The organism is Streptomyces sp. NPDC000941 (genome assembly GCF_053599555.1).
In genome coordinates, this window is sequence record NZ_JBSFMM010000078.1 from 15,238 (window position 1) to 40,371 (window position 25,134).

At 72.2% G+C, this 25,134-nt stretch carries 22 protein-coding genes and 1 pseudogene; 11 read left to right on the forward strand and 12 right to left on the reverse strand.

The window, feature by feature from the left end:
• The first annotated feature begins 27 nt into the window (after nucleotides 1-27).
• Both ACWDSL_RS24630 and ACWDSL_RS24635 read left to right on the forward strand, forming a co-directional pair.
• Nucleotides 28-751, forward strand: a pseudogene (locus ACWDSL_RS24630) (AraC family transcriptional regulator).
• A gap of 235 nt (nucleotides 752-986) precedes the next feature.
• Nucleotides 987-3,641: a hypothetical protein gene (locus ACWDSL_RS24635; protein WP_450488796.1), complete on the forward strand. Its 2,655-nt coding sequence runs from the start codon at nucleotides 987-989 to the stop codon at nucleotides 3,639-3,641.
• 164 nt (nucleotides 3,642-3,805) lie between these two features.
• Here ACWDSL_RS24635 and ACWDSL_RS24640 read toward each other — a convergent pair whose 3' ends face one another.
• From ACWDSL_RS24640 to ACWDSL_RS24650, 3 genes are all read right to left on the reverse strand, one after another.
• Nucleotides 3,806-4,357: a hypothetical protein gene (locus tag ACWDSL_RS24640; protein WP_450488798.1), complete on the reverse strand. Its 552-nt coding sequence runs from the start codon at nucleotides 4,355-4,357 to the stop codon at nucleotides 3,806-3,808.
• A gap of 97 nt (nucleotides 4,358-4,454) precedes the next feature.
• Entirely contained in the window at nucleotides 4,455-5,756 is a 1,302-nt protein-coding gene (locus ACWDSL_RS24645) for a sensor histidine kinase (RefSeq protein ID WP_450488800.1), read from the reverse strand.
• On the reverse strand, nucleotides 5,753-6,451 hold the full coding sequence (locus ACWDSL_RS24650) for a response regulator transcription factor (RefSeq protein WP_450488802.1): 699 nt from the start codon (nucleotides 6,449-6,451) through the stop codon (nucleotides 5,753-5,755). Before ACWDSL_RS24650 ends, ACWDSL_RS24645 begins: the two co-directional genes overlap by 4 nt.
• Before the next feature lie 159 nt (nucleotides 6,452-6,610).
• Between ACWDSL_RS24650 and ACWDSL_RS24655 the strand changes: the two genes are divergently transcribed.
• Genes ACWDSL_RS24655 through ACWDSL_RS24670 form a run of 4 tightly spaced genes read left to right on the forward strand, consistent with a single transcriptional unit; the run spans nucleotide 6,611 to nucleotide 10,354 of the window.
• Nucleotides 6,611-7,159 (forward strand): hypothetical protein, encoded by a 549-nt coding sequence (locus ACWDSL_RS24655; RefSeq protein WP_450488804.1) that lies wholly within the window; start codon nucleotides 6,611-6,613, stop codon nucleotides 7,157-7,159.
• Nucleotides 7,159-8,391, forward strand: a complete 1,233-nt coding sequence (locus ACWDSL_RS24660) for a peptidoglycan-binding protein (protein WP_450488806.1) — start codon at nucleotides 7,159-7,161, stop codon at nucleotides 8,389-8,391. Before ACWDSL_RS24655 ends, ACWDSL_RS24660 begins: the two co-directional genes overlap by 1 nt.
• On the forward strand, nucleotides 8,388-9,044 hold the full coding sequence (locus tag ACWDSL_RS24665; RefSeq protein WP_450488808.1) for an ABC transporter ATP-binding protein: 657 nt from the start codon (nucleotides 8,388-8,390) through the stop codon (nucleotides 9,042-9,044). Before ACWDSL_RS24660 ends, ACWDSL_RS24665 begins: the two co-directional genes overlap by 4 nt.
• A complete protein-coding gene (locus ACWDSL_RS24670) occupies nucleotides 9,044-10,354 on the forward strand; it encodes an ABC transporter permease (protein WP_450488810.1) in 1,311 nt (436 codons plus the stop codon). The genes ACWDSL_RS24665 and ACWDSL_RS24670 overlap by 1 nt, the downstream gene beginning before the upstream one ends.
• A gap of 666 nt (nucleotides 10,355-11,020) precedes the next feature.
• Here the strand turns inward: ACWDSL_RS24670 and ACWDSL_RS24675 are convergent.
• On the reverse strand, nucleotides 11,021-11,980 hold the full coding sequence (locus ACWDSL_RS24675; RefSeq protein ID WP_450488812.1) for a helix-turn-helix transcriptional regulator: 960 nt from the start codon (nucleotides 11,978-11,980) through the stop codon (nucleotides 11,021-11,023).
• Between the two features lie 177 nt (nucleotides 11,981-12,157).
• Here ACWDSL_RS24675 and ACWDSL_RS24680 point away from each other — a divergent pair, with 177 nt between their 5' ends.
• Together ACWDSL_RS24680 and ACWDSL_RS24685 are read left to right on the forward strand one after the other, a co-directional pair.
• Nucleotides 12,158-13,222, forward strand: coding sequence for an aldo/keto reductase (locus ACWDSL_RS24680; RefSeq protein WP_450488814.1), 1,065 nt, complete (start codon nucleotides 12,158-12,160; stop codon nucleotides 13,220-13,222).
• Between the two features lie 32 nt (nucleotides 13,223-13,254).
• Nucleotides 13,255-13,554: a putative quinol monooxygenase gene (locus ACWDSL_RS24685; RefSeq protein ID WP_450488816.1), complete on the forward strand. Its 300-nt coding sequence runs from the start codon at nucleotides 13,255-13,257 to the stop codon at nucleotides 13,552-13,554.
• Nucleotides 13,555-13,579: 25 nt separating this feature from the next.
• Here ACWDSL_RS24685 and ACWDSL_RS24690 read toward each other — a convergent pair whose 3' ends face one another.
• Nucleotides 13,580-14,281 (reverse strand): hypothetical protein, encoded by a 702-nt coding sequence (locus ACWDSL_RS24690; protein WP_450488818.1) that lies wholly within the window; start codon nucleotides 14,279-14,281, stop codon nucleotides 13,580-13,582.
• 105 nt (nucleotides 14,282-14,386) lie between these two features.
• Between ACWDSL_RS24690 and ACWDSL_RS24695 the strand changes: the two genes are divergently transcribed.
• Nucleotides 14,387-15,346 carry a D-2-hydroxyacid dehydrogenase family protein gene (locus ACWDSL_RS24695; RefSeq protein ID WP_450488820.1) on the forward strand — a complete coding sequence of 320 codons (960 nt, stop codon included), beginning with the start codon at nucleotides 14,387-14,389 and terminating at the stop codon, nucleotides 15,344-15,346.
• Between the two features lie 79 nt (nucleotides 15,347-15,425).
• Here the strand turns inward: ACWDSL_RS24695 and ACWDSL_RS24700 are convergent, their stop codons facing one another.
• From ACWDSL_RS24700 to ACWDSL_RS24710, 3 genes are read right to left on the reverse strand one after another with little or no spacing between them, the layout of a single operon-like run.
• Complete coding sequence (locus tag ACWDSL_RS24700) at nucleotides 15,426-16,226, reverse strand: hypothetical protein (RefSeq protein ID WP_450488822.1); 801 nt, start codon at nucleotides 16,224-16,226, stop codon at nucleotides 15,426-15,428.
• Nucleotides 16,219-17,649, reverse strand: coding sequence for an ABC transporter permease subunit (locus ACWDSL_RS24705; RefSeq protein ID WP_450488824.1), 1,431 nt, complete (start codon nucleotides 17,647-17,649; stop codon nucleotides 16,219-16,221). Before ACWDSL_RS24705 ends, ACWDSL_RS24700 begins: the two co-directional genes overlap by 8 nt.
• Nucleotides 17,646-18,569 (reverse strand): ABC transporter ATP-binding protein, encoded by a 924-nt coding sequence (locus ACWDSL_RS24710; protein WP_450488844.1) that lies wholly within the window; start codon nucleotides 18,567-18,569, stop codon nucleotides 17,646-17,648. The genes ACWDSL_RS24705 and ACWDSL_RS24710 overlap by 4 nt, the downstream gene beginning before the upstream one ends.
• Before the next feature lie 267 nt (nucleotides 18,570-18,836).
• On the opposite strand from ACWDSL_RS24710, the gene ACWDSL_RS24715 reads away from it, so the two are divergent.
• Both ACWDSL_RS24715 and ACWDSL_RS24720 read left to right on the forward strand, forming a co-directional pair.
• The gene (locus ACWDSL_RS24715; protein ID WP_450488826.1) at nucleotides 18,837-20,006 is read left to right on the forward strand and encodes a sensor histidine kinase; all 1,170 of its coding nucleotides are present in this window, start codon (nucleotides 18,837-18,839) and stop codon (nucleotides 20,004-20,006) included.
• Nucleotides 20,003-20,728, forward strand: a complete 726-nt coding sequence (locus tag ACWDSL_RS24720; protein ID WP_450488828.1) for a response regulator — start codon at nucleotides 20,003-20,005, stop codon at nucleotides 20,726-20,728. Before ACWDSL_RS24715 ends, ACWDSL_RS24720 begins: the two co-directional genes overlap by 4 nt.
• Before the next feature lie 166 nt (nucleotides 20,729-20,894).
• Here ACWDSL_RS24720 and ACWDSL_RS24725 read toward each other — a convergent pair whose 3' ends face one another.
• From ACWDSL_RS24725 to ACWDSL_RS24740, 4 genes are all read right to left on the reverse strand, one after another.
• Entirely contained in the window at nucleotides 20,895-21,260 is a 366-nt protein-coding gene (locus ACWDSL_RS24725) for a PH domain-containing protein (protein ID WP_450488830.1), read from the reverse strand.
• Between the two features lie 60 nt (nucleotides 21,261-21,320).
• The gene (locus ACWDSL_RS24730) at nucleotides 21,321-22,667 is read right to left on the reverse strand and encodes a FlgD immunoglobulin-like domain containing protein (protein WP_450488832.1); all 1,347 of its coding nucleotides are present in this window, start codon (nucleotides 22,665-22,667) and stop codon (nucleotides 21,321-21,323) included.
• A 228-nt stretch (nucleotides 22,668-22,895) separates the two neighbouring features.
• On the reverse strand, nucleotides 22,896-24,374 hold the full coding sequence (locus ACWDSL_RS24735; protein WP_450488846.1) for a DUF1996 domain-containing protein: 1,479 nt from the start codon (nucleotides 24,372-24,374) through the stop codon (nucleotides 22,896-22,898).
• A 60-nt stretch (nucleotides 24,375-24,434) separates the two neighbouring features.
• Nucleotides 24,435-25,121 (reverse strand): response regulator, encoded by a 687-nt coding sequence (locus tag ACWDSL_RS24740; protein ID WP_450488847.1) that lies wholly within the window; start codon nucleotides 25,119-25,121, stop codon nucleotides 24,435-24,437.
• Between the last annotated feature and the right edge of the window lie 13 nt (nucleotides 25,122-25,134).

Here is a 25,134-nt window from a genome sequence, read left to right on the forward strand (position 1 = left end):
AGCGACGACCGCCCGACCCTTGAGGAACTGCGGCAGCAATCGGCAGCCCTGAGCGAACAAATCGCTCAGCATCTGGGGCTGCGGCTGCCGCCGGTCGCGGGCGCGGGATTCCACGTGGTGCTCCACGGAACATGCTGGCTCGTCCCGCTGGACGACACCGCGCCGATCCCGCTCGGCCCCGGCGACGTGGTCTTCGTACGCGACGGCCGCGGCCACGTCCTCGCCGACCAGCCCTCGACACCGGCTGAGGAGCCCCGCCCCGAGCAGTTCAGCGACAGCATGCCCATCGGCTCCGTGTCGCTGGGCGGTGACGGACCGCGCACCAGCCTGCTGTGCGGCAACTACCATCTGGACCAAGGCCATCCTGCGCGCCTGGCTGGACGACCAACCCGCGGATGCCGCTCAGGGCTGGGCCGCCGCCCTGCGCGATACCGCGGTCGCCCCCGCACTGGCGGCGATCCACCAAATGCCCGCGACGCAGTGGACCGTCGAATCCCTGGCCGCCCGGTCCGGCTTGTCCCGCGCGGCCTTCGCCCGCCGCTTCAACGCGCTGGTCGGCGAGCCGCCGATGGCCTACCTGACCCGCTGGCGCATGACGACCGCCGCGCAGCTGTTGCAGGAGTCCGACGCACCGCTGACGACGGTGGCGGCACGGGCGGGATACGGGTCGGAGTTCGCCTTCGCCAAGGCATTCAAGCGGGAATTCGGGCTTGCTCCTGGCCTGTATCGGCGCCAGGCGCGCGCCGCGTGACGACGTTACCCCCGGTCCGAAGGGACGTCGATCGCTACCGTGCGCCCTGACCTGCGACGCCGTTCGCTCCGTCGCGCGGCGGGACCCCTCCCGGGCTCATGGGTCTATCGTCGCGCCATGCGTGAAGTCGCCGAGTCATGTCAAGTCTGCTTTTATCACGCATAGTTGGTCCCTATAGTGCTCCGAACGAATTGACGTCACGGCCTGCGACGGCACGGCAAGGACGGGGGCGGCCATGGAACAGGCGTTGGACGATGCGCTGGCGCAGCTGACGATCAGGGACCGGCTGCGCCTCAGGCGGCTGAAGTTCCGTCGTGCGGCCGGAGCGCTGATCCTTCAGCTGGAGGGCGATGAGCCGGCCGTACGGGGCTGGCCCCGCCTCTTCCACGAGCGGTACCGCGGCGTTCTGCCGCTCAACTGCCCGGATGAGCTGCCGGAGGAGGAGACACAGGAGCAGCAGGTCGTCACCGAGCTGCTGGCCATCGCCCAGGGCTGCGGATACGACGGCCGCCCGGCCTACCGACTGCCCATCAGCTTTCCCCGTTTCGCGGCGGCCTTCGCGGCGCTGTACGTCTGGCGGCCGGACGACGGGCAGCTGCCCGCCAAGCAGAACTCCAAGATCGCGCGGATGGTCAAACAGGCGATCGCCGAGGAACGCCGCTACACCCTCCAGGAGATGAAAGAACGGGCCGAGGCGCTGGCCCGGGACGAGCAGGTGGCCCAGCGTCTTGGCGGGCTGGTCGGGGTGATGGTGAAGGTGGCCGACGTCTGCCGCTTTCCCCACCGCCGTACGGTGCGCTGGTACCGCAGGAAGTGGTTCCGGGGACGGGTCGTCACCCAGCTGGAGGTCTTCCGGGAGTTACGCGGCCGGCAGCAACGGCCGGTGGCGGACAAGCAGCTTCTGCTCGTCGAGGCGCTGCTCGCCGACATCGACGCGCATTACGGCCGCTTCCGCCGCCTCAACCGGGCGCGGCGCCCGGTCATCCTGCTGCCGGACGTCGATCTGTCCTCCGCACGGCGGCTGGTCAGGGACCGGCTGCTCGACGCCTACGACGACGGGGCGCGCGAACTGCGGGTGCACCCTGTCGTCATCGCCACCTGCGCCCCGGGCGCCGCGCCACCGCCGCGGGGCGGCAAGCCTTCCGTGACCGCGGAGGAGCTGCCCGCGGCGGTGCCCGAACGGTTCCGCGAGCGGGACGAGGCGGTGGAGCGGTGGCGGCGCAGCCAGGACGTACCGCTGCCGAGCCGGGTGCTCCAGGTGCGCCTCGCCTCCCCGGCCCCTGCCCCGCTCCCGCCGCTCAAGGTCGGCCGCTGGGGGCCGGCGATGCTGTCCGCCGGCACCGCCGGCGTGGCCCTCGCGGTGCTCGCCGGGCTGCTGAGCTGGGCCCCTTGGGATCGCGCCGACGCCTGTGGCGAGCGGTTGGTGATGCGGGGCGCGGACTGCGTCGGGGTCTCGGACGGGACGGGGGTGTTCATGCCCCGCGTCCAGGGCATGCGCGAGGTGTTCGCCGGGATCGAGGCGGAGAACGAGCGGATCGAGCGTAAAGCGCATGCGACCGTGGCGCTGATGATCCCGATGGAGTCCGACAACGCGGCCGTACGCCGGCAGATCGTCAGCGAGGTGCAGGGCGCCTATCTGGGACAGCTCCAGGCGAACGGCTCGGACGCGGCCCCACCCATCCGGCTGGTGCTGGCCAACCCCGGCCGGGACTACCGGGCATGGCGCTACACCGTGGACCGGCTGGCCGACCAGGAGCCCGGGCTGCGGATGGTCGTGGGTTTCAACCTGAGTCTCGACAACACCCAGGACGCCATGCGCCACCTCACCAACGACCTGAAGATCCCCGTCGTGGCCGGCCTGGTCACCTCCCAGGCCTTCGCCAACACTGACGGCCCCGGCCCCTACCGCTACCCGGGCCTGGCCCGCGTGGTCTCCACCAGCAAGGACCAGGCCGCCGCGCTGCTCCACTACGACCCGGGCCTGGCCCGGGCCCAGACGGCCCTGGTCGCCGACACCCGGCCGGGCGACAGCTACAACAAGTCGCTCCGCGACGCGTTCACCGAGGCCCGGGGAGCCGGTGCCGGAGCCCAGGACATGACCTTCACCTCGGAGGGGCCGGAGACGGCGGGGGTCACCCCGAACGAGTTCGAGACCTTCGCCATGAACCTCTGCGAATCCAAGGCGCGCGTCGTCTACTTCGCGGGCCGGGCCTTCCACCTGGAACTCTTCGTGAAGAAGCTGGCCCGCACCTACTGCGCCCGGAAGCAGTCGTACACCGTGATCACCGGCTCCGACGCCACCTCGCTCGACGAGCGCCTGGGCAGCGACGAACGCGCCCTGCTCCGGGGCGACCCCAAAGCCGGCACCCCCACCATCAACGTCCTGTACGCGGCGCCGGCACACCCCGACGCCTGGAACGTGGAACTCGAACGCTGGAAGAAGCGCGCGGGCAAGAAGGCCGCGGACCCGGGCAATCAGCCGCGCTATCTGGTCGAACCGCAGCGGGCGATGGAGCAACTGCGCTCGGAGGCCCGGGCCCATGAGGGAAAGCTGGGCGCGGTGCGGCTCGACGACGGACGGGCGATAGAGACCCACGATGTGATCCTGACCGCCGCGAAGGCCCTCACGAAGGCGGCGGCGACCACCAGAACGCCCGTCCCGTCACAGGAGCGGATCAAAGAGGACTACGAGAATTTGAACTCCGCCTTCCGGATCCAGGGAGCAGGCGGCTGGATCTGCCTGACGAACGCCGGCAACCCGTACAACAAGGCCCTGGCCATCGTCCGCCTCGACCCGATGCGCGCCAAGCTGACCTTCGAGGCACTGGCCTGGCCCAAGGGCACCCCGGCCCAGGACGACCGCTGTGTGGTGCCGCAGAACCCTGAATGATCACCTCTGGTTCAGCGTGGCGGGGCAGGCACCGTTCCGCCATAGAGTTCGTCGGGACTTCGCCTCACCGAGCCAGGCCGAGCCGAGGAGGGAATTGATCAGCGGCCCGGTGATGCGGTACTGCGACTTCCCCGGACGAGATGGGTCCGCGGGGCGTCCGCCCCCTAACTGGGGCGGGCGCCCTCGCCGTTCCCGAGCGCGGTGGCCGCCTCGTGGTCGCCGCGTTCCTCCAGAAGGGCGGCGAGGTTGGCCACGGCGTGGGCGTGGCCCGCCTCGGCCGCCCGGCGGTAGAGCGGTTCCGCCTCCTCGAGGTCCCCTCGTTCGTCGAATCGCGCCGCGAGCTCGAAGGTCGCCTGGAGATTTCCCGCTTCCGAGGCCAGCCGGTAGACCTCGTCCGCTTCTTCCTCCTCGGAGAGGTTTTCCAGCAAACCCACCAGGGACTCGCACACGTCTTCATCCGCGCGGTCCATGTCGAACACCCGCCACAACAGCTCCACCGACTCTCCGTCCGGCACCTGCACATCCGTGGAGAGGAGCACGGCCAGCTCGATCAGGGTGTTCGCGTCGTCGGGATCGGTTTCCAGGATCCGGCGGTAGGTCTCCTCGAGTTCGCCGCGGAGCGGATCCAATATGTCGTAATCGGCCTCGGCCTCGAGGGCGTCGCGGTACTGCCGCTCCAGCCTGACGGCCTTGGCCCGGTCCGTTTCCTCACTCACTCTGCTGCCTCCGGCGCCGCATTCGAGATGGAGATCGAGATCGAGATCGCGGCGAAGCCTAGCCGCGCCGAAGCGCTACGGGGCGGCTATGGCGCGGCTACAGGGCCTCGGCCGCCACTTCGGCCGTCTCCGCGTGCGTCTCCGCGTGCGTCTCCGCATGCGCGGGCAGGGTCACTGTCACGGTCAGGCCGCCGCCCTCGCGGGGGCGGGCCGTGATCTCGCCGCCGTGGGCGCGGGTGATGGAGCGGACGATGGACAGGCCGAGGCCCGCGCCCTTGGCGGTGACCAGGCGGTCGGTGCCCAGACGGCGGAAGGGCTCGAAGAGGGCGGGGAGCTCGTACGGGGGGACGGCGGGGCCGGTGTTGGCCACCTCGACCTCGATGCGGCCGTCGTCGCGGGCGCGGCAGGCGACCCGTACCCGGCCGCCGCCGCTGCCACCGTCGCCGCCGTCGGGGGTGTTGTGGCGGATGCCGTTCTCGACGAGGTTGTGCACCAGCCGCTCCAGCAGCAGCGCGTCGCCGGTGGTGGGGGCCGGGGCCGTCTCCTGCGTCACCGTGACCCCGGCCGCCTCCGCCTCCCGTGCGGTCTGTCCGACGACATGGTCCACGACGTCGGAGAGATCGACCGGCGCCCGCTCGGTGATCTCGTTCTCCGAGCTCGCGAGCAGCAGCAGCCCGGTGATCAGCCGCTCGTGGCGGGCGTTGATCTCAAGAAGGTTCTCGCCGAGCTGTTTGACGTCCTCGGAGGCGGTTCTGCGGTGCATGGCCACCTCGACCAGGGCCCGCCCCAGGGTCAGCGGGGTGCGCAGCTCGTGGGAGGCGTTGGCGACGAAGCGGCGCTGGCCGTCGAAGGACCGGTCGAGCCGTTCGACCATCGTGTCGAAGGTGTCGGCGAGGTCCTTGACCTCGTCGTCGGGGCCGCGCAGGGCGATCCGCTCATGCAGGCCCCGGTCGGCGGCGGGCGCGCTCGCGATACGGCGGGCGGTGTCGGTGACCCGGTGCAGCGGGGCCAGCACCCGGCCGGCGGCCAGCCAGCCGAAGCCGGCCGCGACGCCGCCGACGACCAGGAGGGCGAGCCCGCCCTGGGTGATGAGCGAGGTGGTGGCGGCGGCGTTCAGCCGGTCGCGTTCGTCCTTCACCCACTTCTGCGCCGTCTTGTCGGTGAGGACATCGCCGTCCCCGGTGATCACCCGGTCCTGGGGTGGGCCCGCGGCGGGGCCTTCGGACTTCACGTTGCGTGCGTAGATCTTCAGACCGCCGCCGGCGAGCTGCTGGTTGAACAGTGCGTACGTGACGCCGAGCAGCACCACGCCGGCCGCGAGGAACAGCCCTCCGTAGATCAGGGTGAGCCGGGCCCGCAGGCTGATCCGGCGCGGCGGGAATTTCAGGCGGCGCTTCATACGATCCGGTACCCCACGCCCGTGACGGTCTCGATGATCTGCGGCTCGCCGAGCTTGCGGCGCAGCTTCAGTACGGCCAGCCGGACCGCCCCGGTGAACGGGTCGGCGTGCTCGTCCCAGGCCTTCTCCAGCAGCTGTTCGGCGGAGACCGCGCTTCCGTCGGCCCGCAGCAGCTCGGTCAGCACGGCGAACTCCTTCTTCGACAGCGGTACGTAGCGCCCGTCCCGGAACACCTCGCGGCGGGCCGGGTCCAGGGTGATACCGGCCCGGCGCAGCACCGGCGGCGCGGCCGGGCGGCTGCGGCGGCCCAGCGCCTGGACGCGGGCGGCGAGTTCGGCGAAGGCGAAGGGCTTGGTGAGGTAGTCGTCGGCGCCGAGGGTGAGCCCGGCGACGCGGTCGGCCACCTCGGCGGCGGCGGTGAGCATCAGCACCCGCGCCGTCGTCCCGGCCCTGGCCTCGGCTCCGGTTCCGGCGCCCGCCTCAGCTCCCGCTCCGGCCAGTTCGCGGCAGATGTCGTCGCCGTGCACACCGGGCAGGTCCCGGTCCAGGACGACCACGTCGTAGTCGTTGACGGTCAGCCGCTCCAGCGCCGCCGCGCCGTCGTACGCGACATCGACCGCGTGCGGCTCGTCGCGCAGCCACTCCGTGATCGCGTCGGCGAGCAAGGGTTCGTCCTCGACCACCAGTACCCGCATCGGTCTCCCCTCCCCGTCAGGACCTCCCCGGCCCGGCGAGGCCATGGTGCCCGTCCCGGCGTTTCCGCGGCGTTAGTGGGCGACGGAAACGTGGGGGAAACGCGGTCTGCTCTTGCATCCCTTCTCGTACGGACCGATCGAGCAGAAGGAGACGACGCCATGAGCAGGCGGATCCTCGGCATGGCAGCGGCCGTGCCACTGGCGCTGACCCTCGCCCTGTCCCTGACCGGATGTGGCTCCGACGGCGGCGGCGACGGCAAGGTGGCCTCGGCGAACGGCGCGAAGAAGGACGGCGGCGGCAGCGCGGGCCCGAGCATGGATCCACAGGAGATGGGGGTCAAGTTCGCGCAGTGCATGCGCGAGCACGGCATCGACATGGAGGACCCGGAGCCCGGGCAGGGCATCAGGCTCGCCATTCCGCCCGGCACTCCCAAGGGGACGGTGGAGAAGGCCCAGGAGGCCTGCCGCGAGTACGACCCGGTGCAGAACGGGGGCGGCCGCAAGCCGGACGCGAAGGCGCAGGAGAACATGCGCAAGTACGCCAAGTGCATGCGTGAGGAGGGCGTGGAGAACTTCCCGGACCCGGTGACGGAGGGCGGACTCCGGGTCGAGGGATCGATCATGGACGACCCCGACTTCTCCAAGGCGGAGAAGTCGTGCAACAAGTTCATCGGCGGTGGCGGCACGCTCCACAAGGAAAAGGGCTGATGGGGGAGGTGACCGTGGACAGCGCGCAGGACCGGGAGCCGGCGCGCGAACGAGAGCGGACACCCGAGCGGGAGCCTGAGCAGACACCTGAGGCATCGGAGCAACCGTCGCAGCAGGCACCTGATCCGGCAACTGCCCTCAGCCCCCGGCGCCGTAAAGCCAGGGGCCGGGGCAGGAAGGTGGTCGCCCTCGCCGTGCTCGTCCTGCTGGCGGGCGGCGGCGTCACCGCCGCGAAGCTGGGTCTTGGCGACCGCGGCTCGGGCGACAAGGCGGCGAGCGAACTGCCGCCGAGCACCGCCGAGGTGACCCGCCGGACGCTCAAGGACACCCAGAGCGTCGACGGACAGCTCGGCTTCGGCCCGACGACCACCCTGGCCGCCCGGCGGCCCGGCACGGTCACCGAGGCGCCCGAGGCGGGGGACCGGATCACCCGCGGCAAGGCGCTGTACGAGGTGGACGGGCGCCCCGTGACGCTGATGTACGGCTCGACGCCCGCCTACCGCGCCCTGAAGAAGGGCGCCGAGGGCGCGGACGTGCACCAGCTGGAGAAGAACCTCAGCGCGCTCGGCTACACGGGCTTCACGGTCGACGACGAGTACACCGACACCACGGCCGACGCGGTGCGCGAGTGGCAGGAGGACCTGGGGCTCGCGGAGACCGGGGCCGTTGAGCTGGGCAGCGTGGCGTTCGCGCCCGACGCGGTCCGGGTGGACAGCGTGGCGGCCCGTAAGGGCGACACGGTCGGCCCCGGCGGCAAGGTGCTGTCGTACACCGGCACCGAGCAGGCCGTCACGGTGGAGCTCGACCCCGCCGACCAGCGGCTGGCCAAGAAAGGCAGGGAGGTCGAGGTCGAGCTGCCGGACGACCGGATCGTCAAGGGCACCGTCCAGGACGTCGCCACGGTGATCGAGCCGGGCAACGGGCAGGGGGAGGAGGCGAAGACGAAGGTCGAGGTGGTCGTCGGGTTCAAGGACGAGACGGGCCGGAAGGCCGCCGACGCCTACGCGCTGGCCGCGGTGCACGTCGACTTCACCTCCGAGACCCGTAAGGACGTGCTCACCGTGCCGGTCGGCGCGCTGCTGGCGCTCGCAGAGGGCGGCTTCGGCGTGGAGGTCGTCCATGGCTCGACCTCGGAGTATGTGCCGGTCACCACCGGTCTGTTCGCCGACGGCCGGGTGGAGATCTCGGGCAGGGGCCTCGCCGAGGGCACGAAGGTGGGGGTGCCCAAGTGATCCGTCTGACGGATGTGACCAAGACCTATCCGGGCGGGGTCACCGCGCTCGGCGGCGTCAACCTGGACATCGCGCCGGGCGAACTCGTCGGCATCGTCGGCCCGTCCGGCTCCGGCAAGTCGACGATGCTGCACATCCTCGGCACCCTGGACCGGCCCACGACCGGCGGTGTGCGCATCGACGGCTACGACATCGGCACGCTCTCCGACACCAAGCTCTCCGCGTTGCGGGCGAGCCGCATCGGCTTCGTCTTCCAGCACTTCCACCTCGCCACCGGCACCTCGGCGCTGGACAACGTCGCCGACGGGCTCCTGTACTCCGGGCTGCCGGTGGGCGAGCGGCGCAGGCGCGCCGCCCTGATGCTGAACCGGGTCGGGCTCGGCCACCGCGTCCACCACGAGCCGCATGAGCTGTCCGGCGGCGAGCGGCAGCGCGTCGCCATCGCCCGCGCGGTCGCGGGCGACCCCGCGCTGCTGCTGGCCGACGAGCCGACCGGCGCGCTCGACTCGGTCTCGGGCGCCGAGGTGATGCGGCTGCTGCGGGAGCTGCACGCCGCGGGGACGACCGTCGTGATCATCACGCACGACTGGGAGATCGCAGGCGGTCTGCCCCGGCAGGTGCGGATGCGCGACGGGCGGGTGGTGGCGGACTGATGGCCACGGACACACACCCTGGGCGTACGGAGCCCACGGATCGTACGGAGCCTACGGAGCGTACGGGCCGCCGTGGGCGTGGGCGTGGGCGTGGGCGTACGGATCGGCGCGCCGACGAGCTCCGCCCCGCCCGGCTGCGCCCCCGCGACGTGGTCAAGGTCGGCGCGGTGGGCCTGCGCACCCGCCCGCTGCGGGCGTTCCTCTCCGCGCTGGGCATCGCCATCGGCATCGCGGCGATGGTCGCGGTGGTCGGCATCTCGTCGTCCTCCCGCGCCGATCTCGACCGCAGCCTCGCCGCGCTTGGCACCAACCTGCTGACGGTTTCGCCCGGTTCGACGATGTCGGGCGGCCAGGCGCGGCTGCCGGAGACCGCGGAGGAGATGGTGTCGCGGATCGGCCCGGTGTACTCCGTGTCGGCCGTCGGCAAGCTCAGCGACGCCAAGGTCTACCGTACGGACAAGATCCCCGCGGCGGAGACCAACGGCCTCGCCACCTACGCCGCCCGTACCGATCTGCGCGCCACCCTCGGCGCCAAGCTCCGCACCGGCAGCTGGCTCAACGGCGCGACCAGCACCTATCCGACGACCGTGCTCGGCGCCACCGCCGCGGAACGGCTCGGGATCGGGCAGGTCGGCCCGGACACCCAGGTCCTGATCGGCGGCCGGTGGTTCACCGTCGTCGGCGTCCTCGAACCCGCCCCGCTCGCCCCCGAGCTGGACACCGCGGCCCTCGTCGGCTGGCGCGCGGCCGAGAGCGAGCTGTACTTCGACGGGCGCCCCACCACGATCTACACCCGCTCGCAGGACTTCGCGGTCGAGTCGGTGGCCTCCGTCCTGGGCGCCACCGCCAACCCCGAGGCGCCCGGCGAGGTCGAGGTCTCCCGCCCCTCCGACGCCCTGGCCGCCCAGCAGGCGGCGGGCGAGGCCTTCACGGGGCTGCTCCTCGGCCTTGGCGCGGTGGCGCTGCTCGTCGGCGGTGTCGGGGTGGCCAACACGATGGTGATCTCCGTACTGGAGCGCCGGGCGGAGATCGGGCTGCGCCGCTCCCTGGGCGCGACCCGGGGCCAGATCCGTACCCAGTTCGTCGCGGAGTCCCAGCTCCTGTCGGCCCTGGGCGGGGCGGGCGGCGCGCTGTTGGGCGCCACGGTGACGGCGGGCTACGCGCTGTCGCAGGGCTGGCCCGTCGTGATCCCGCCGTGGGCGCTGCTCGGCGGCCTGGCCGCGACCCTCGCCATCGGCGGCCTGGCCGGCCTCTACCCGGCGCTCCGCGCCTCCCGGCTCTCCCCGACGGAGGCCCTGGCCATGCCGTGAACGGGCCGAGCCGCCCGCCCGGTGCCCACGGGGGGCGGGCGGGCGGCTCGCCGTTGTGTCGGTCCGGCATGCTTGGATGGCCGGACCGGACAAGTTCCGGGGCAAGGTGGGGCAAGGGGGGGAGTTGAACCTGTCACGGCGCTCGTACGCGCTGATCGCGGCGCTGGTCCTGAGCCTGCTCACCCTGGTGTACCTGGGCACCCGCGGCTCGCGGGAAGCGGCCGGCGAAGCCGCACCATGGCCCGCCGACGACCCCTGCGTGAAGGACGCGCCCCACCCCGGAGTCTGGGATGAAAAGGAGCCACGGCTGCTCACGCTCAGCTACGGATACTCCTCGAAGTCCCCGATGAGGGGCGGCAAAAAGCACTTCACCATCGAGGCGAGCATCAACGTGGGCCGCCACTCCCTCGTCCTCCACCCGCCCCTCGCACACGGCGGGGTGTCGGTCCGCTTCTGCGCCCCGTACGGGAAGGGGGTGATGGCGGAGGCAAAGGGGCTGTCGCCGAAGTCCGTCGAGGCGCCCGCCGCCAAGGACGGGGCGATACGCGTCACCCGCGATGAGCCGCTGCGCTTCATGGTCGAGCTGCCGCCCTCGGCGCTGCGGCACGGCTACTCGATGCACGACCTCATGGAGTCCAACCCGCCCCGCAGCAACGACGTGGCCGCCTATCCGGTCCTCGTGCTCACCGTCTCCGACCCAGGCCTGGACGCCCCGCTGGTGGCGGTCTCCTTCAAGCCGGACTCCACCCCCACCGCCCAGGCACTCGGCGCGCCGCCGCGCTCCTGAGCCCACGTCGTCAGCAGCCGCAGCGCGGTCTCGGACGGGGAGCCCTCCTCCACGGTGTGGGCGATCAGCGCCTGATCGGGGTCGTCGGGCAGGCGCAGGGTCTCGAAGCCGAGGTCCAGCTCGCCGACCACGGGGTGCCGGTAGACATACCGCCCATGGGTCTTGTCCTTGAGCCGGTGCTCCGCCCATGCCTCGCGGAACTCCGGGCAGCCGGCGGAGAGTTCGTCGAGCAGTGCCGTCGTCCCCGGGTCGTCGGGGTGGCGTGCCGCGTCGAGCCGCAGATAGGCGGCCACATCGCTCGCCTTGCCGGGCCAGTCGGCGTACAGGTTGCGCATGCCCTCGTCCAGGAAGACCAGCCGGGCCAGGTTCCGCTCGGCCGGCGGCAGCGCCCCGAAGTCGGTGATCAAGGCCGCGGCGAGGTGGTTCCAGGCCAGGACGTCGGTGTTCCGGCCGACGATGTACGCCGGGACGTCGGTCACCGAGTCCAGCAGCCGCCGCAGCCCAGGCCGTACGCGCTGCGGCAGGTCCGCCGCCTCCGTACGGTCCGCCTCCGACCAGGGGCGGGCCAGCCGGTAGAAGTGGTCGCGCTCCACGGCGTCCAGCCGCAGCGCGCGGGCGACCGCGTCCAGCACCGCCTCGGAGAAGTGCAGGGTACGGCCCTGCTCCAGCCGGACGTAGTGATCGACACTCACCCCGGCCAGCTGGGCCAGCTCCTCCCTGCGCAGTCCGGGGACCCGCCTGCGGCCGCCGTAGCCCGGCAGGCCCAGCTCCTCGGGCCGCAGCCGGGCCCGTCGGGACCGGAGGAATTCGCCGAGTTCCGCGCGTCTGTCCAGTGCCATGCGGCAAGTATCCCCAACCCGTTCGCGTCGCGGGGAGGCCAGCCTGGTCACGCCGTGCCCAGGCACCGGCTGCCACTGGGTACGCCGCCGCGGGGCGGCGAGAGTTGGCATCGCCGGAACGGTTCCAACGGTTCCGGCGCGACACATCTCATCCCGTCCCATTCAGGAGAACCTGCTGTGACCACCACGACCGTGGGCGGCCTCCCCGCCCTCCCCCTCGGTACCACCGGCATGGACATCACCCGAGTCGGCTTCGGCTCCTGGGCGGTGTCCGGGGCCAACTGGCGCTTCAGCTGGGGAGCTACCGACGACGCCGAGTCGATCACCGCGATCCGCCACGCGGTCGCCTCCGGCGTCAACTGGATCGACACCGCCGCCGTCTACGGGCTCGGCCACTCCGAGGAACTGGTCGGCAAGGCCGTGGCCGAGCTGCCCGAGGGCGAGCGCCCGTATCTGTTCACCAAGGCCGGGCTGGTCTGGGACCCGGCCGATCCGAAGGCCGCGCCCCGCCGGATCATGAAGCCCGCCAGTGTGCGCCGCGAGATCGAGGACTCGCTGCGGCGGCTGGGCGTCGACCACATCGACCTGTACCAGGTGCACTACCCGGACACCGGCGAATCCCTGGAGTACGCCGGCGGCGGCTTCGGCGCGGTGTCCCCGAACGCCACGCCGCTGGAGGAGTACTGGCAGGTCATGGCCGATCTGAAGGCCGAAGGCAAGGTCCGGGCGATCGGCCTGTCCAACCACTCGGCCGAGCAGTTGGCGGCCGCCGAGCGGATCGCACACGTCGATGTCATCCAGCCGCCGTTCTCGGCCATCAACCGCTCGGCCGCGGCCGAGATCGCCTGGGCGCACGCCCATGACACCGGCGTGATCGTGTACTCCCCGCTCCAGTCCGGGCTGCTGACCGGCGCCTTCACCGCAGACCGCGCGGCGAACCTGTCCGCCGACGACTGGCGCTCCGCCCACGCCGACTTCACCACGGGCCTGGCCGCCAATCTCCAGCTGGCCGACGCGCTGCGGCCCGTCGCCGAGCGGCACGGGGCCTCCGTCGCCGAGGTGGCCATCGCGTGGGCGCTGGCCTGGCCCGGTATCACCGGGGCCATCGTCGGCGCCCGCAAGGCCGGCCAGGTCGACGGCTGGATCGGGGCGGGCGGCGTGGAGCTTGCGCGGGCCGATCTGGACGAGATCGCCTCCGCCATCACCGCGTCCGGCGCGGGCGCCGGCCCGGTCGGCCCCTGACCGCTGTCCCGGCAGTCACAGGAGGCCCCGGCATGTCCCTTGTCGTCGTCGCCGAGTGCGTGGCCGAGCCGGGGCAGGAGGACCGGCTCCGCACCGCCCTGGAGGCGCTGATCGAACCGTCCTTGGAGGAGCCTGGCTGTCTCGCCTACCGACCCTACGCCGACCCCAACAACCCGGGGCACATGGTGGTGGTGGCGGAGTGGACGGACCCCGAAGCCCTCGCCCGGCACGGCACCACTCCGCACGTCCGCCATGCACGGCAGGTGCTCGACCTGGTGCTCGCCGAGCCGATGGCCGTACGGAAGCTGATGGCCGCGCGACCGCCGGGGTGACCCCGGCCGGACGCGCGGGGACGACTCAGGACTTGGCGTCTGAGGGCTCGGTGGCCTCGGACTCGGTGTCCGACGACTCGGCGGCCTCGGACGCGGCCTTCTCAGGCTTGGCGTCCTCGGGCTCGGCCTTGTCCTTGGCCTTCGCGTCCTCGGGCTTCGTGTCCTCGAAGTAGGTGTCCAGAACCGCGTCGAGTTCCGCCGTCCACTCCTTGAGGGCCTTCCTCGACGACGCCGCGACATCGGCCGAGTACCAGCGACGGGCGGTCGTGTAGACCGTGACGGAGAACCGGCGCGCGAACCGCGGGGTGTCGATCTCGACCGCGCCGATCTCGCTCCAGTCGAACTCCGCCGTCTCGCCGTCCAGCAGGAGAGTGACACCGCGACGGCCGGCGCTGATGGAGCCGCGGTGATCGGAGGCCTTGAAGACGGGGCCGTCGGCCTCCTCCTCGCCTCCGTCCTCGGCCTTCGCCTCGGCGTCGGCGGTCTCGGCATCGGCGGTGTCCTCTTCGGCCGCGTCCGCGGATTCGGCCCGCTCGTCATCGACGGCATCGACGTCATCGACGACATCCGCGGCGACTACGGCCTCGTCAGGGACGGCGTCCTCGGGTGAGGGCTCGGTTGCCTCCTTCGGCTCATCAGGGCGCGGGGCCGTGATGCCCGGGATGTACGCCGGATCGAACCCGGCGGCGGGCACGGGCGGGGTGCTCGGTCCTATGCGCTGCTCCACGGCGGGCAGTATTCCCGATAAACCTGTGCCGGGAACAGCCTCACAGGCCGTGCCCGGACAACGAAACGGACAACATCACGCGGAAAGCCGCGGTGAGGGAGCGGAATGAAGCTGCGCTGTGCGGTGCTCGACGACTTCCAGGGGGTGGCCATGACCAGCGCCGACTGGACGCCCGTCCTGGATCGGGTGGAGGTGGTGAGCTTCACCGAGCACTTCGGCACCGAGGATGAACTCGCCGCGGCTCTGGCCGACTTCGACCTCATCGTGACCTTGCGCGAGCGTGTGGCCTTTCCCGCCTCGCTGTTCTCCCGGCTGCCCAGGCTGAAGCTGCTGATCGCCTCCGGGATGCGCAACTCGGTGATCGACTACGCCGCGGCCGAGCGCCACGGCGTGACGGTCTGCGGCACCGCCAGCTCCCAGGCACCGCCGGTCGAGCTGACCTGGGCGCTGATCCTCGGCCTTGCCCGGGGCCTGGTCGTCGAGAACACCGCGCTGCGTACGGGCGGGCCCTGGCAGAGCACGGTCGGCGCGGATCTGCACGGCCGTCGGCTGGGGCTGCTGGGCCTTGGCAAGATCGGCAGCCGGGTGGCAGGGATCGGGCAGGCCTTCGGGATGGAGGTGACGGCCTGGAGCCAGAACCTGACGCGGCAGCGGGCCGACGAGGTCGGGGTGGCGCTCGCCGGTTCCAAGGAGGAGCTGCTGGCCTCCAGCGATGTGGTCTCCATCCACCTCGCGCTGAGCGACCGCACCCGCGGTCTGCTGGGCGCTGCCGAGTTGGCCCTGCTCAAGCCGACCGCGTACCTCGTCAACACCTCCCGGGCCGCCATCGTCGACCAGGACGCGCTGATCGACGCCCTGCGGCGCGGCGCCTTCGCCGGGGCGGGGGTCGATGTGTTCGACGTCGAACCCCTTCCGGCGGACCACCCCATGCGCACCGCGCCCCGGCTGCTGGCCACCCCGCATCTGGGCTATGTCTCCCAGGACAACTACCACCGGTACTACGGCGACGCCGTCGAGGACATCCGCGCCTTCCTCGACGGCTCGCCCGTACGCGTCCTCGGCTGACGCCCGTCCGTACGTCTCCTCGGGCGGGGCTGCCCGCGACTTCCTCGTCGGCTTACTCGGGGCAAGCTGACGCGGCCCGTCACGCGTCCCGGAATCGCAGCCCCGCCCACCCCACGGCCAGCGCCGCCCCGGCCCAGGCGGCGAGGACGCCGAGCCCCGCCCACGGGCCGAGGGGTGCGGGGCCGGTGTCCGCGAGGGTGGTCTGGACGGCGAGGCCGGCGCTCATGGGCGAGGCCTTCTGGACCAGGTGGAGGGCGTGCGTGGACATCGGGATGACCTTCGTGGCCAGAAACGGGCCGTACAGCAGCGCCGCCGTGGCCCCCACGGCCACCCCGGCGTGCCGGAGCACGGCGGCCACCCCGGCGCCCAGCAGCGCGACCAGCGCCAGGTAGAGCAGGGTGCCGACGGCCGCCCGCCACAGCGCCGGGTCGGACAGGGCGGCCGTACTGCCATGGCCCTGCCCCGCCAGTACGGCCCGCCCGGCCAGCACCGACCCGAGCACCCCGGGGACACCGGCGCCGAGCACCGCCGCGGTCACGACGGCGGCCTTCGCGGCGAGGACGCCGGTCCGTCCCGGGTGCGCGGCCAGCGTCGTACGGATCACCCTCGGCTGGTACTCGGAGGCGACCAGCGCCACCCCGACGGCGAGGGCGGCGAGTTGCGCGGCGTAGACGCCCGACAGGGCGAGCGCCACCGGGTCCGCCGGGGTGTCCCGGGGGCGCCCCTGGCCCGCGGCGGTGAGCGCGGTCACGCCCGCCATCAGCGCGGCCAGGGCCGCCAGGGTCCACAGCTGGGACGGCACCGTGCACAACTTGGTCCACTCGGCGCGCAGCGCCCGCCCTGCGCCTAGCGTCCGCCCGGTGCGCCGCGTCTCACGCATCGCGCCTGCCCTGCACCCAGAACGCGGCGCCGAGCGCCACCGCCGTGTACCCGCACAGGACGGCGAGGCCGCCCCAGGGGCTGATCGAGTCGTCGATCAGGGAGAGGGTCTGGCGGATCGCCAGACCCGCGATCGGGGTTGCCCGGTTGACGCCGTCGTTGACACCGACCGAGCTGATCCGGGCGACGATCGGAAGCACGAGGAACACCGAGAAGAGCAGGATCACCGCCCCCGCCGTACGCCGCACCAGCACGCCGACGCCCAGGCTGAACAGCGCGACCAGGGCCATGGCGGCTGCCGTGCCGACGACCGCGCGCAGCACCGCCGGGTCGGTGAGGGAAGGGTCGGGAAAGGTCGGCGGCCCCATGCCGTTGCGGCTCTGGATCGGCCGGGTGAGCAGCAGGACGGTGACGGTCGCCACGAGCCCGGCGGCGAAGACCGTGCCCGCCAGCACGACGGCCTTGGCGGCCAGCACCCGGGCCCGGCGCGGGGAGGCGCTGAACGTCGTACGGATCGTGCCGGTCCGGTACTCGGAGGTCACCGCGAGCACACCGAGCGCGATCGCCGCGATTATCGCGAACTGCGCACCGGACAGGCTGTCCTTGACCCGGTCGAAGCTGTTGAGCATGTCGCCGACGCCGGCCATCCCGATGCGGCCCATGTCGCCGCTCCCGGTGACGGTGAACGCGCCGCCGTCGCGCCGCAGGGTGCCCGGGTTGTCGGACGCCGTGCGGATCTCGGCGGGCGGCCCGCCGGCCGTGGGAGCCTCGGCCACGTCCGTCAACTGCCAGTCGCCCGCCGCCGGCGCCAGGGCCACGTGGTCGAAGACGGTGGTGCCGGTGGTGGGCTCGAAGCTGCCCGTGACATTGCCGGGGCCCACATGGCGCTCGTGCTTGCGCGCGGGGGAGGCCACGAACAGCCCCGCCTGGGCGCGTGTCGGCAGCGCGCGTGCGGTGAGCGTGCCGACCTTCCGCCACGTACGGCCGTCCGCCGACTCGTATCCGGTCACGTCCCGCCCCGAGCGGGTCAGCCGCAGCCACACCGGGGCGTTGGTCTCGCCGCCGCCGGTGACCTCGGTCTTCGCGTCGGCCAGCATCCGTACACCGTGGTCTGGGGTGACCATCAGCGCGACGTACGAGGAGCCGCCGGCCGTGGACGCCTTCATGACGACGCCGGACTTCGCCCAGGGGGCGCTGTCCTTCTGCCGGGCGACGCGTGCGGTGACGGAGCCGTCGCCGGTGAGTTCGCGGTGTACGAAGCTGAAGTGGTCGACGGTCTGCGGGGCGTCGTTGGCGTTGCCATGGCCGCCCTGCGCGGCGAGATAGCCGATGAGGACGGTCAGGGCGACGGCGGCCAGCAGGGCGACGGCGGTGCTGCGCACCGACATCAGCTTGGTCCACTCGGCGCGGATGGCGCGTATCACGAGCCCTCCCGTGCCTGGAATTCGACGGCGTCCCGGGTCAGCTCCAGGTAGGCCTCCTCCAGTGAGGCGCGATGCGCCGCCACCTCCGAGAACGGCACCCCGCCCGCGCCGAGCAGCGCCACCACGCGCTCTGCGGCCAGCCCGTCCACGGTGAGCCGGTCGCGCCCCAGCACCGCCACCTCGGCCCCGGCCCCGGTCAGCGCCGTCACCGCTTCCGCGCGGCGCGGGGTACGCAGCGTCACGCGCCCCTTGGACGCGGCGGCCAGCAGCGTCGCCACATCGGTGTCCGCGAGCAGCCGGCCGCGGCCGATGACGATGACGTGGTCGGCGGTGTCCTCCAGTTCGCTCATCAAGTGGCTGGAGACCAGCACGGTGCGCCCCTCGGCGGCCAGCGACCGCAGAAAGCCACGGATCCACTGGATGCCCTCGGGATCGAGCCCGTTGACCGGCTCGTCCAGAATCAGCACCGGCGGATCGCCCAACAGCGCCGCCGCGATACCGAGCCGCTGCCGCATACCGAGCGAGAAGCCCCCCGCCCGCCGCCGCGCGGCGGACGCGAGCCCGACCAGCTCCAACACCTCGTCGACGCGCCGCGCAGGCAGCCCGTTGTACCGCGCCAGCCACAGCAGATGACTGCGCGCCCGACGCCCGGGATGCACCGCCTCGGCATCCAGCAGCGCCCCGACGACCTTCAACGGCTCGCGCAGCGCGGCGTACGGCCGACCGCCGATCATGGCGGTGCCCCCGTCCGGGGCGTCGAGCCCCATCACCATCCGCATGGTCGTCGACTTCCCCGCGCCATTGGGCCCGACGAACCCGGTGACCAGCCCGGGCCGCACCGCGAACGTCAGCCCGTCCACGGCCGCCGTGGGCCCGTAACGCTTCCGCAGTTCGTGGGCCTCGATCGAGAGGCCCGTCATGGTTTTCGCCATGCCCAGGGACGCTACGCAGCGGTGTCCGGCAGGCCGTCACGCCGGTGGGGAATCTTTCCGCCCCGGGTGTCCCCCGCACGGGGGACGGCAGGGAGCGCCGCCCGCCGCATAATGACCGGCGTGAGGTGGAGAAAGCCCCTGGCCGGCGAGGCGGAGCGGGCTGCGGGGCGCGCAGCGGGGCACGCGGCGGCTGGGTCAGCCGGGCGTGGGGCGGCTGAGCGCGCAGCGGCCGGGGCGCGCGGCGCGGCCGGGCCCATGGCGACTGCGCTGCGGCGGCTCGGTCGCGCCCCGGACCTGCCGCTCGTGGCGGCCGCGGCGCTGTGCGCGGCCGGGCTGCTCCAGGCCGTCGTGCCCATCACCGACCGGCCCCCGGCCGCCGACATTCCGCTCACCCTGGCCCTGGTCCTCGGCTCGACGGCACCGCTCGCCTTCGCCCGCAGCCAACTCCTGCCCGCCGCCGCGGCGGTGACGGCCGCGGTCCTGCTGACCCCGCTCAGCGGTCGGCTGCCGTGCGCCGCCGCGCTGCCCGCCCTGGCCGCACTGCTCTATCTGACCGGACTGCGCCGCTCGCCCCGCACCACGCTCCTGCTCGCCGTCCCCTTCGTGGCGTACGCGGTGGGCCCGGCCCCGACCGCGGCGGGCGGCAAGCCCTTCGGCATAGCCCTGCTGGCGGGCGCCGCGGCCGCGCTCGCCGCCGGTGCGGCACGGCGGGCCGGCGGGGAGGCCGCCGCCCGGTCCGCGGCCGAGGGGGCGTACGCGCACACCGTGCTGGAACACGCGGCGCGCGGCGAGCGGGCCCGGATCGCCCGCGAGCTGCACGATGTCGTCGCCCACCACATCTCCACCCTGTCCGTGCAGGCCGAGACCGCCCGGCTGACCACCCCCGGGCTGCCCCCGCTGGGCGCCGAGCGGCTACTGGCGATCGGCGACACGGCCCGGCAGGCCCTCACCGAAATGCGCCGTCTGCTGGGCGTGTTGCGCGACGACGCGGCGGCCGAGGCGCCCGCGACGCGCCGCCCGCAGCCCGGACTCGACCAGCTCCTCACCCTGGTCGACGAGGCCCGCGACACCGCGGGCGGCGGGGTCCGGCTCGTCGTACGCGGCCGGATCACCCCCCTGGACCCGGGCCTGCAGCTCACCGCCTACCGCATCGTCCAGGAGGCCCTGACCAACGCCCGCCGACACGCCCCCGGCGCACCGGTCGACGTCGAACTCCACTACGCCGAGGGCGCACTGCGCGTCACCGTACGCGACGTGGGCGCCGGTCCAGCCCTCACCGAACTCGGCCTCGCCCCCGGCCACGGCCTCCTCGGCATGCGCGAACGCGTCGCCATGGCCGGCGGCACCCTGCGCACCGAACACGGCCCAGCGGGCGGCTTCGTCGTCGCGGCCGAACTGCCGCTGCGCGAGGCGGCGGCCGCATGACCGTACGCATCGTCATCGCCGACGACCAGGACGTGGTGCGCGCCGGATTCGGCGCACTGCTGGACACCCAGCCCGACCTGTCCGTCGTCGGCAGCGCGGCGGACGGCGCCGCGGCGGTGGGGGTCTGCCGCGAGACGCGCCCCGACGTCGTGCTCATGGATGTGCGTATGCCGGTCCTGGACGGCATTGAGGCCACCCGCCGCATCATCGCGGGTGCCGGGACGGGTGCCGGGGCGGGTGCCGGGGCGGGCACCGGACCCGGCCGCGGCCCGCGCATCGTCATGCTGACCACCTTCGACCTCGACGAGTACGTCTACGACGCCCTGGCCGCCGGCGCCAGCGGCTTCCTCCTCAAGGACATGACCGCCGAACGGCTCTTCGAGGCCGTACGCGTGGTCGCCGCCGGCGAAGCCCTGCTCGCCCCCACCGTCACCCGCCGCCTCATCGGCGAGTTCGTCCGCCTACGCCCCCACACCGCCGAACCCTCCCCGCTCGCCCTCCTGACCCCGCGCGAAACCGAAGTGCTCCGCCTCATCGCGGAGGGCCTGTCCAACGCCGAGATCGCCGCCCGCCTCACGGTGAGCGCCGAGACCGTCAAGACCCACGTCAGCCGAGTCCTGGCCAAACTCGGCGCCCGCGACCGGGCCCAGGCGGTGATGCTGGCGTATGAGTTCGGCCTGGTCGTGCCCCGCTCGGGTGGGCCACGAAAGGCGCCCTGGTAGCCATGCCCCATGCGACGGCTTCATCCTGATCGTCGTCAGCAGTTCGCCCGGCAGGCTCTGTCCCCACCACCGTCGCCCGCCGGGCCGACCGCCTCTATCTCGTCAACGCCCGCTTCACCTCGCCCCAGACACCGGAAACGACGTTCAACACCGTCGCGGTCCGCCCCTACTTGGCCACGAACTGCGTCAGGATCGCCTGTACCTCGTAGATGTCGACCCCCTTGGTGAAGGTCTTCTCGACCGGGGTGGCGGTGCCGGAGATCCAGATCTTGAGCTCGGCGTCGAGGTCGAAGGTGCCGGCGGTCTCCACCGCGAAGTGGGTGATGCTCTTGTACGGGACGGAGTGGTACTCCACCTTCTTGCCGGTGATCCCCTGCTTGTCGACGAGGATGAGACGGCGGTCGGTGAAGAGGATGGTGTCGCGTATCAACTGGTACGCGGCCTGGACCTGCTCGCCCTGCCCCAGCAGTCGCTCGAAGTCCTTTTGCGCTGCCGCCGGGTCGACAGTGTGTGCGTTGCCGAAGAGTGCCATGTCAGCCCCTATGTGTCGTCGGTGTATGAGCTTCGCAGGTGTGGGGTTCGTCCCCGCCGGTCAGGCGCCGGTGACGGTGATCTCCCCGGTGGTGGTGCTGGTGCCGGCGCCCTCGACGGCCTTGGCGGTCAGTGTCCAGGTGTGGCGGCCGTTGGCGGTGTACGTGCCCGCGTCGGTCTTGCCGTCCCACGCGACGTCCGCCTGGGGGCTGCCGCTCCCCGTGAGGGTGCGGACGGTGCGCCCGCTCGCGTTCTTGACGGTGAAGGTCCAGGTCACCGGCTTGTTGAACTGCCAGGTGCTGCCCCACTGCGCGTTGTCGACATCCAGCGAGGTGCCGTCCACATCGGACTCGATCTTCGCCAGGGACTGGGTGGGGACCCCGCTGGGCACGACGCGGATCGCGTTGGCCGAGTCGACGTACGCGATGTCGCCGCCCCACTTGTCCACGGCCCAGGTCAGCCGCCGCTGGTCGGCAGTGTTGCCGGCCGGCAGGTCCGCGATCGGGCGCGGGGCCGCGGCGGTGCCGGTGTGGAAGTCGGTGAGCAGCAGTTGGCCGGTGGTGCGGTCGTGGCGGACCAGGTAGCCGTCGCCGACGAGGGCGGGTCCTGAGGGGACGGTGAAGCTTTTCTCGGCCGTGCGGTCGTAGACCCCGGCCGGGCCGGTCGTACCGCAGCTCCAGTAGACCCAGCGCCCCATGACCTGCAGTTCCTTGATGACGCAGGGCGCGCCCGTGGCGACCGTCTCGACGAGATTCTTGGTCTTGATGTCGGTCTGGGTGACCGTCCCGGCGGTGGAGCTGGCGGCCCACAGCCGGGTGCCCCAGACGGAGGCGGCGGTGATGGAGCGGGTGATCCGGACGTCGGTGGTGCGGTACGGCTGCAGGTCGTCGAGGTACTGCTTGTTGGTGGACTGGGCGTTGTAGAGGAAGTAGCGGCCGGTGACATCCACGATCCGGGCGCCCGTCACGGCCGGTTCCACACCGTGGTAGGTGTTGGGGCTCGTCCGGATCTGGACGTATTCCTTGCCGTCGTCCACGAAGACAAGGCCGACGTCGCCGTTGCCGGAGCCGACCAGCGGGATGCATTCGCCCGCGTCGCACGGTACGCGCTTGATGTGGTCGCCGTCGGCGAACGTACCGGCGTACATCATCGGAACCCGGGTGGCTGCGGTCGACCCGTCCGGCGCGACCCGCCGCGTCATGACGTACTGCTCGCGGGACGCGCTGTGCTCCACGGTGGCCAGCGTGCCGCCCGCGAAGTCGATGCCCCAGACGCCGTCCGTCTGGATCGGCAGCGGGGTGTCCGCGGCGTTCGCGCTGGTGGTCGCGGTGAGGCCCGCGACGAGGGCGACGGCGGCGGCCAGTAACGGACGACGGGCCGGGCGTCTCGGATGAGCAGGGCGTCTCAAGGGGGCCTCCCAGAACGGTGGATTCCGCCGTGGTGGCGGGCGTGTACCAGGTCCTCGGGGGTGGGCCCCGCATGCGCCTCGAGGGCGAGTCGGACGGAGCGTAGCAGCGGGGTGGCTCCGGAAGCTTCTGTTCAGCGGGCGGGCAGCGACATTTGTCACCGCCAGATGGGCCTCGGGGGACGTGCGATAGGCCCGGCAGGGGGACTGGCCCCCTGCCGGGTCAGTGTGTCAGCCGCACTTGCGGCCGCTGTTGATGCAGCTCACGGCCTGCTTCATCAGCTTCTGCGACATTACGTTGATGAAGTCGCCGTGGTCCGTCACCGGCTTGTGCAACTGCTCCGGGAAGCTGTCCACCGCGAAGTTGCGGGCGCCGGGTGCGAGCTTGTAGGTGATCCGCTGGACCAGTTGCGGAATGGCCTTGAACCCCTGCTGGCACGAGCCGTCCGCGCCGGCGAACGCCACATGCGTACGGTGGTTCGCGCTGTCGATGTTCTTGCCGTCCCAGCAGCTCTGGAACTTGAACGTGCGCACCACGTTGCTGCCCTTCGGGCACACCGGGTACTTGTCCTTCAGCTGGCGGTTCTCGAATCCGGTGCAGCTCCAGGACGCGTTGGCGTTGACCGTGCCGTTGGTGAACGCCTTGGCGTCACCGGTGATGATGCGCAGGAACTTGGGCATCTCCACGACCTTGGAGACCGGGTTGCCCTTGAAGCTGAGCTGTACGGAGGTGGGCCGCAGGATGCGCCCCACGTTGCCCTCCGTACCGCCGCCCGGGGCGCCCGCGTCGAACTCCTTCGTGCCGTCCTGGAGCCGCAGGACCGGCCAGTAGTGGGTGGAACGGTCGCCGTTGGTGCAGGTGGTCCCGGCGGATTCGAGGACCTGGTTGGAGGCGAAGGCGTCCGTCTTCTTGTTGCCGACGTAGTCGTGCATGTGGTGGGCGCCGTTGCCCACGCCGGGGGCCACGATGACGTTGTCGGAGTTGAAGTGCTTGTTCTCGTTGCGTCCGCAGCGCGAGGAGAAGGTGCCCTTGGAGCCCTTGGCCTGCACCCGCGGGTTCTTGACGTTGGGCTTGACCTTGCGGATGTCCACGAAGTCCGCCCGCTGCGGGCCGGACTGCTGCTGACCGCCGGTGCCCTGGGCACCCGCGCCCTGACTGCCCGCGCCCTGTGCGCCCGCGGTCGGGGCCGCGTCCCCCGCCGCGGGGGTGTTCGGCGCCGCGGCCTGGGCGTCCGCCGCCGCCTGGTCCTGCTTGACGGTGCAGGCCGCGAGCGAGTCCAGGCCCGACGGGCGGGTCTTGACCTTCTCGATCTCGGTGGCGATCCGGTCCAGGGTCTGCCGCCGCTCGGATGTCAGCGGGTCCAGTACGCGGGTGCGTACGGACTCCTGGTCGGCCTTCGCGCCCGGCTCCGCGAGCCGTTGGTACGCGTCGGCGACCTGGCTGTCCATCTTCGCCAGCTCGTTGTTGACGGCGGGCCGCGCCTGCTGCGGCACGTTCGACAGGCTCGTCGCGACATCCGGGCACTTGACCGTCATACCGGCCCGCGCGGCCGCCTGTTGCGCCGGGGTCTCCTTGGCGGCCGAGGCGTTGTTGTCGGTCATCAGGAGCGCTCCGCCCCCGACAGCCAAGGCCGTCACACCGACCACGGACATAACGATCACTCGGGACCGCTTATGTCTCTTCCTGTTTTTCACCGGGCCGCCCCTCATCGGTTGTCGTCGCATACCGAAGAGATACGTAAACGGGGGCGGTTCTTCTCAACGTTGTTCTCAGCCGCCGTCGGCATCCCGTCGCGCACCGGGGCTGACCAGCCCGGTTTCATACGCCACGACCACGGCCTGGACCCGGTCGCGCAGCCCGAGCTTGGCGAGGATGCGGGCGACATGGGTCTTGACGGTGGCCTCGGAGAGGTGGAGGCGGGCGGCGAGTTCGGCGTTGGACAGGCCCTGGGCCAGCAGCCGCAGCACCTCCGCCTCGCGCGGGGTCAGCGCGGCCAGGTCGCGGTGGAGCGCGGAGGTGTCGGGGTCCCGGCGGGCGTAACGCTCCACGAGGCGGCGGGTGATGGCCGGGGCCAGCAGCGCGTCGCCGTCGCGGACCATGCGGACGGCGGCGACCAGATGCTCGGGGGTGACGTCCTTGAGGAGGAAGCCGCTGGCCCCGGCGGACAGCGCCGCGTAGACGAAGTGGTCGAGGTCGAACGTGGTCAGGATGATCACGCGGGGCTCGCCGGGGGCGCCGCTCAGAATGCGCCGGGTGGCCTCCAGGCCGTCCACCTCCGGCATCCGGATGTCCATCAGCACCACATCGGGCCGGGTGCGCCGGACCGCCTCGACGGCCTCGCCCCCGTCCGCCACCGCGGCGACCACGTCGATGCCGTCGGCCGCCAGGATCATGGTGAAGCCCGTACGGACGAGCGCCTGGTCGTCGGCGACCACCACGCGCAGCGGCCCGGTCACCTCTCGTCCAGAG